Annotated in this window: 5 protein-coding genes and 2 pseudogenes; 3 read left to right on the top strand and 4 right to left on the bottom strand. The window is 56.3% G+C overall.

The annotated features are described in order from the left end of the window. The first annotated feature begins 777 nt into the window (after positions 1-777). From AC0KVN_RS27210 to AC0KVN_RS27200, 3 genes and pseudogenes are all read left to right on the top strand, one after another. Complete coding sequence (locus AC0KVN_RS27210; RefSeq protein WP_214864955.1) at positions 778-948, top strand: hypothetical protein; 171 nt, start codon at positions 778-780, stop codon at positions 946-948. Between the two features lie 142 nt (positions 949-1,090). Then, positions 1,091-2,368 (top strand): hypothetical protein, encoded by a 1,278-nt coding sequence (locus tag AC0KVN_RS27205; RefSeq protein WP_483656762.1) that lies wholly within the window; start codon positions 1,091-1,093, stop codon positions 2,366-2,368. A 141-nt stretch (positions 2,369-2,509) separates the two neighbouring features. Further along, positions 2,510-2,965: pseudogene (locus AC0KVN_RS27200) on the top strand (IS66 family transposase); the annotation flags it as partial. A gap of 87 nt (positions 2,966-3,052) precedes the next feature. Here the strand turns inward: AC0KVN_RS27200 and AC0KVN_RS27195 are convergent. From AC0KVN_RS27195 to AC0KVN_RS27180, 4 genes and pseudogenes are all read right to left on the bottom strand, one after another. After that, positions 3,053-3,481: pseudogene (locus AC0KVN_RS27195) on the bottom strand (transposase); the annotation flags it as partial. A 79-nt stretch (positions 3,482-3,560) separates the two neighbouring features. After that, complete coding sequence (locus AC0KVN_RS27190; RefSeq protein ID WP_483656761.1) at positions 3,561-3,737, bottom strand: hypothetical protein; 177 nt, start codon at positions 3,735-3,737, stop codon at positions 3,561-3,563. Between the two features lie 137 nt (positions 3,738-3,874). Continuing rightward, positions 3,875-5,203, bottom strand: a complete 1,329-nt coding sequence (locus AC0KVN_RS27185) for a DUF6492 family protein (protein ID WP_483656760.1) — start codon at positions 5,201-5,203, stop codon at positions 3,875-3,877. 426 nt (positions 5,204-5,629) lie between these two features. After that, on the bottom strand, positions 5,630-5,983 hold a 354-nt coding region (locus AC0KVN_RS27180), incomplete at its 5' end, for a right-handed parallel beta-helix repeat-containing protein (protein WP_483656759.1).

Here is a 5,983-nt window from a genome sequence, read left to right as displayed (position 1 = left end):
AGGTTGGTGTCGCAACCCCTCGGAATCATATCGAAACTCGGCCGTCCACCGTTACGTCAGCGTTCTGACACAGCCTCATAGAGGAAATCCTCCCAACTCCTAATCTACGCTGGAAAATGATCGGTTGCAGCGCTGCGGGCCACCATGCGCACTCATCTCCCAGATCCTCCAGGACGCCGCAACATCCATAGCCCTGCGCCCCCGGCAGCGGGCGCGCTCAATCCGGCTTCAATAAGGTCGCGTACAACGCATGGACGCCAGCGTTCCGCTGAGCGACCTCATATAACCCTCCGGATTCGTATCCGTCCAGCGAGGCGCGCCTTGTCGTGAGACGCGACCACCATGTGAGCCGGACTTTCGAAGCTTCAGCCCGTCGCATTAGCAGCTTGATCACTTCGGCGGCGGTGATATGCGCCCCGTGATCCTGACCGAGTTTGCAGTGGGTTGATCGGTCAGGATCGCCCCCCTTTGTTCGAGGACCGATATGCGCTACCGATCCTCGTTCCGCGTTCGGATTAGACTGCACGGTCGCGGGACACCCGTCCGTGAAATGAGTGCAGTCATTTCACGGATGGGGTAAACCATGTGTCGCAATGGAGATAGTCGGCGCGGCTCGGTGGTGCATAGGTTGAGTGGCTGTCTCCGACGTTATCCGGAACCAGCGCCAGATAGGCATTCGCACTGATTGATCGACGCCGTCAGGCAATTACAACAGCGATCGCCCCCAACTTTTACCCACGGAATCTGGAGTGCCGGAGGCAACCTTGGGAGGGTCGAATGTTCAGCGAATGGCGAGATTGGGATTCTGATCCCTTACGCCCGATTGACTGCCTGGTCGGCGCGATCGCCGTCCTCGCCGGCGCTTTCCTCCTTTTTCTTTACGGGCTTTCACCGGACGGCGTTGACGACAGCCCCGCCGCCCAACACGATGTAGCGGATGGCATCTAGAGCTAGGCCCACCTTACCGAGCACGCCAAGCTATCTCTCTCAAAATGCATGAAGGACAGGACGAAGCTGCGTAGAAATGGAGCAGCAGGGAACGTCAAGCCACGTGCCAGCGTATAGCCAACCAAAGGAAGGCGGATACAGCATGAAGGCAGTGATAATAGCTGGAGCGGCCGCACTCGCTACCGCAGCGGTGGTGACGATGGCTCCTTCAACTAGAAACACCCCGAGCCGACAAATTACTGATCGACCTTCTTCAAAGGCTCAACCTACCGTGCAGCGCAAATTTTTGATTGATGCTAGTGCCGCCATTGTCGAACCGGCCTGCAACGCGACATCCTTCGCCCAACTGCCCAACGAACCCAACCTGTTCATTGGTCGGAGGCTGGTTACGACTGAAGGCAAGTTGGCAGGGGTATCCGGCGCAAATGACTGCAGCGGCGGCGACCCGGCCAACCAGGCTAAGGGCCTTCCATTTAACCGCTGGAGCCTTGTTCTTGAGCGCTTCGACTGGAACACCCGCCGTTTCACCAGCACTTCGGCGCTTCTCGACACCTCGATCGATCCCCGGACCGGCCAGACACGTGCGCTTGTAACGGGAGGTCCCATGCGCGGCCTACGCATTCGTTCGGCCTATGATCCCACCGTCGCACGTCTCGGCAACACTACCTATGTCGCGTTTGAATGCACGGCAGAAAATGGCAGCAGGTTTGATGTTGAGCAAACATCGTCCTGTATCAGTGTCTACGACCCGAAAACTGGCAAACTCGATATGAATCGAACGACAGTGATCGTAGCGGGCATCCAAAACGGGACCATCAGTGAAGTGGCGGCGGTGCCGCGACTGCTAGCCTTCAAAGGCCGTCTGTATCTGTATTGGTCAGCGCTAACAGTGGAACGGGCCATCATAACCAAGTCAACGGTTCGCGGCGCTGAACTGACCGGCGCTGGAGGGATCGCGCAAATAAAAGGAGGCACGGGCGTCATCCGCCCGTTTGATCCCTTGTCAACGGAGGTCTGGACGCTCGGTCAGGACGAGATGAGCAATCGGATCGCCAATCTCATGGGCTTTTGGGTTGATGGAGACTCCATCATCGCGTTCGCCGCTCTAGGTGGCAAAGGCTGCAATGACCCTCTCGGGAAGGTTCGCGGCTGCTATCGCCTCGCTGCAAAGCGGAGCAACACACCGCTCGGCAGGAATGCGTTCGGCGGCGGGAGAGATGTCAATCTTGGCTTGCCCACTAACCCTCAGGAATATGCGACGCCTGTGGTTGATCCCCAGGGCCGCCGATGGCTGCTGGGGCACTTCATCCGCCCGCCTGGGAATGGATTTGCTGACCGCAATCCTGCTCCGCCGGCTGCTTATTGGCGGACAAATAAGCGTCAATCAGCATTGGTGTTGGCGCCCATGGATGGCTCTTGACGCCGTCTGGGAGTGGCACCGCGAAACCTGTGGTTTTTACCTTTCGGTTCGATTGACAGTAAGCGGGGCGGCGACCCCACCTTGCAGACGTAAAGTGTAGCCTTGAGTCTGCAAGGTGGGGCCGCCGCCCCGCTTACCATGCTCTATGCCATTGAAGACGAGGTGCGCGGCTCGGCCGCTGAACAGCGCCGCCTTCAGCGCGCCGAACACAGCCGCATCATCGTCGAGGACCTTAAGCTGTATCTTGATGGCCGGCTTCGCCAGATCAGTGCCAAGAGCAAGTTGGCTGAAGCCATTCGCTATGCGACAAGTCGCTGGGCTGGCCTCGTCCGCTTCATCGACGACGGCCGCATCGAACTCGACACCAACACCGTCGAGAGATCAATCCGTCCCTTGGCTTTGAACCGAAAGAACGCGCTCTTCGCCGGCTCCGACGAAGGCGGCGACAACTGGGCGGTCATCGCCACGCTCATCGAAAACTGCAAGCTGGGCGCGATTAACCCCAACGACTGGCTGACCCAGACCCTCACTGCGCTCGCCAACGGCCATCCCGCCAATCGCGTTCATGAACTCATGCCCTGGATCGCCGTGGGCTGAGGCCACCGCTTACGATTGACAGAAGCGCCGGCGAGCTTTGGAGTGAGGTGGTCCCGCCGTCTTGGACAGTTTGGCGGCTAAGTTAAGCTAATCCCGGTTGTCGTTCACGCCGCCTTGTTTGATCATCAGATCATGGGGGGCATGCCCCCCATGATCTGATTGCCCGATCCGCCGATAGGCCTCGATCGGGGTTTTCCCGGCCAGGCCCGAGTGCGGACGCTGGGTGTTGTAATAGGTGAGCCAGCGCCCAAGGCCAGCTTTCAACCCCGATCCGGTCTCGAAGGCGTGGAGATAGACGCATTCGTACTTCAGGGATCGCCAAAGGCGTTCGATGAAGACGTTGTCCATCCACCGGCCCCGCCCGTCCATGCTGATGCGAACCTCGGCCTCGCGGAGCACAGTAGTGAAGGCCTGCGACGTGAACTGGCTGCATTGGTCGGTGTTGAAGATCTCGGGCTTGCCGTAGCGAGCTAGCGCCTCCTCAAGCGCCGCGACGCAGAACCCTGCATCCATCGTTTTATCGTCGTCTTCATTCCCGTACCAATCCATCAGGTCGGGATTAGCTTAACAGCCTGTCCAGAAAAGCGGGACCACCTCACAAGTTTTGCGGGACAACCAATGGGAACGGCTGCGCGAGTTTGTGCCTGACGATCGCGAGGGTAACCGCAACCTTCATAGTGACGAGCGATTGCGTCTCCACGCCTTGCGTGGTTGGCGCGATCTGCCGGAAAAGTTCGGTTCCCATGGGCTTCGTCAAACTCGCCAGCATCATGCTATGGATCAAATGATTAATTCGTCACCAACTTAATACCGCAGCGGTGAAATGCTGACGCATCATGCCCTGGAAATGTGCAATCACCGCATCAGCCTAACCAAAGTTCGATGAGCCGGGCTCATTGAACTTCGATATCAGGCCGCAAGGCATGCCAAATATGTCTGCATTGGCTGCAGGGTGTCGCAGGCAGGTTTCTGGAAGAGATAGCCGAAATATCCATCCTCTCCAGTTGGCGCTGTGCTATCCAACAATTGGTCTGGTTCCACGATCGGAAGAAGTATGCAGGGTTCGATGGGCTTGAAAAGCTCCGGCAAACAATAGGTCACAAAAGCGCCATACCAAGCGAATTCATAGGGGCTAAAAGCGAGCAGGCCACAAAAATTGGTGTAGCCGAAATCTGCAGCACGTTTTTCGAGAGCCAGACAAATATTCGAATCGAATATACCATTGCACCCGATATAATGATATTTAAGCTCGTCAAGCTGCGATGTGAAATGTTCATCAATAGCATCAAATGCCACACCGGCTGAAACAAGGTTGCCATTTAACCAGCATTGCTCGCCCGTATCGATAAAGTGTTGATTTATTTCTTGCCGGTTCAATGGACGCGCCGTCGTGCACAAAATCCCCTCACGAAACATAGCCGTGCTGAAGTCGAACGGCTTCGTGAAGAACTGAGCCGAATCGCACGTCAAGTAATGACGTGACAAACCCAACTTGGAAAAAGCCAATTTGACAACCTGCTGTACATGCCAACCGTCAAAATGGGCAGGTGGAATATTTCCAGTCTTCTCCAAAACCCAATCCTCATACAGGATTACGGGGAGTTTTTCGATAAATCCGACGATATAAGCACTATCAAAAAGTTTGGCGAATAATTCCTGATCATGCCTTGGTATAACAAGGTAGAAGGGAACATAAGGCTTAACAAAAGAAAGATAAGATCCAAATAATATGACAGACCAATGGGCGTCATTGGCATAGCTCTTATTCAATAGGGCATAGTCTCGATCGGCGTCCCGTTCCGCGATCCGGACCCCTTGGAAGCTCAGCCGTGTATCTTCGGCAACCTTCAGGCGGATCTCAAGGTCACTGACGTCCTGCGGTATATGCAGAGAGAATATCGTGATGAGGCCATGTCCAGCCTGTGTCTTTATGTCAGTTTTCACAAACTGCTGCAGGCCGGCATTGCTGACGACGTCCACAACCACACCCGCTCCCGCTTGCTCCACGTCGCCCAGGACGGCCACGGTGTAGATGCCGGCCTTAATGGCGCGATAGGGGCCGCAGACCAGAAAGCCGGATGTGCCAGTCGTTTGTATCGATTGCTGCCCTCGTTGGCCGTTCAGGATGAAGCTTTGGTAGTCATCTACGGTCAAGTGAATGGTGTCACCGGGAGAACTGTCCCCTGCTGGGTCCGGCATTATCATCTCCAGAAAAGCCCCGCCCTTGGGAGCACGCATTTTGGCTGCCATGCCGAAAAAATGACGAATTTACAACCAGACATTCCTGCTCTGCCGACCCCACATAAAGCGGAAGTTACCTCTACGGCCCGATTTTGAAATTCAAGATGCAATAATGGGCCGAAGATACGCCCTTTGGATATCGGGAAAGGAAGGGACGCGAAGCTGGGGATATGTCGGCCACGACCCCTTGCAGGCGGCACGGCCCACACATGGCGGGGCAGGTCCCTGAACTGCTGTTGAGATTGTTGCGCTCTATAACCATCGGGCCTGTCAGTTTGTCGACGTTCAAGGCTAGCATCGCACCGCGCACGACATTATCTATGACGCTGCCTTCAAAGGCCGGCGCATCATACCAGGGCGCGGACCCGATCATGATGCCGAAGCCGCATCGCCGTTCCGCCCCGCAGTCGATCCTATTGCCGGTCACACGGGTGCCGGTGTAGTCGGCGCTCGTCCGTTGGGCCAACCTTGCAACATCAGGTCGGCAAAGGATCTGCCACCTGCCCTAGCGCTGTGGCTGAACCGGTTGTTGTTCACGGTGCAGTTGATGCAGCCTCCGAAGATCAGTCGGACATCGGTATTGTCGTGGAAGCGGTTGTCCGTCACTTGAAAACCGTTGCCGGAATGAATGGTCTGGCCATCAGCCCATCTCGACTGGATATTGTGCGTGCCGTTGCTGCTGAAGAGGTTGTTGCTGATTAAGAGGCCGTTTCGAAAGGGGTTGAGCGGCTGAGGTTCGTGTGATTCCGGGGGTTTTGCAGACAACCCGGAGATCTT

The organism is Sphingobium sp. SG1 (genome assembly GCF_057063145.1).
The sequence above is the reverse complement of the archived record's forward strand: the minus strand, read 5'-3'. Positions and strand labels throughout refer to the sequence as shown.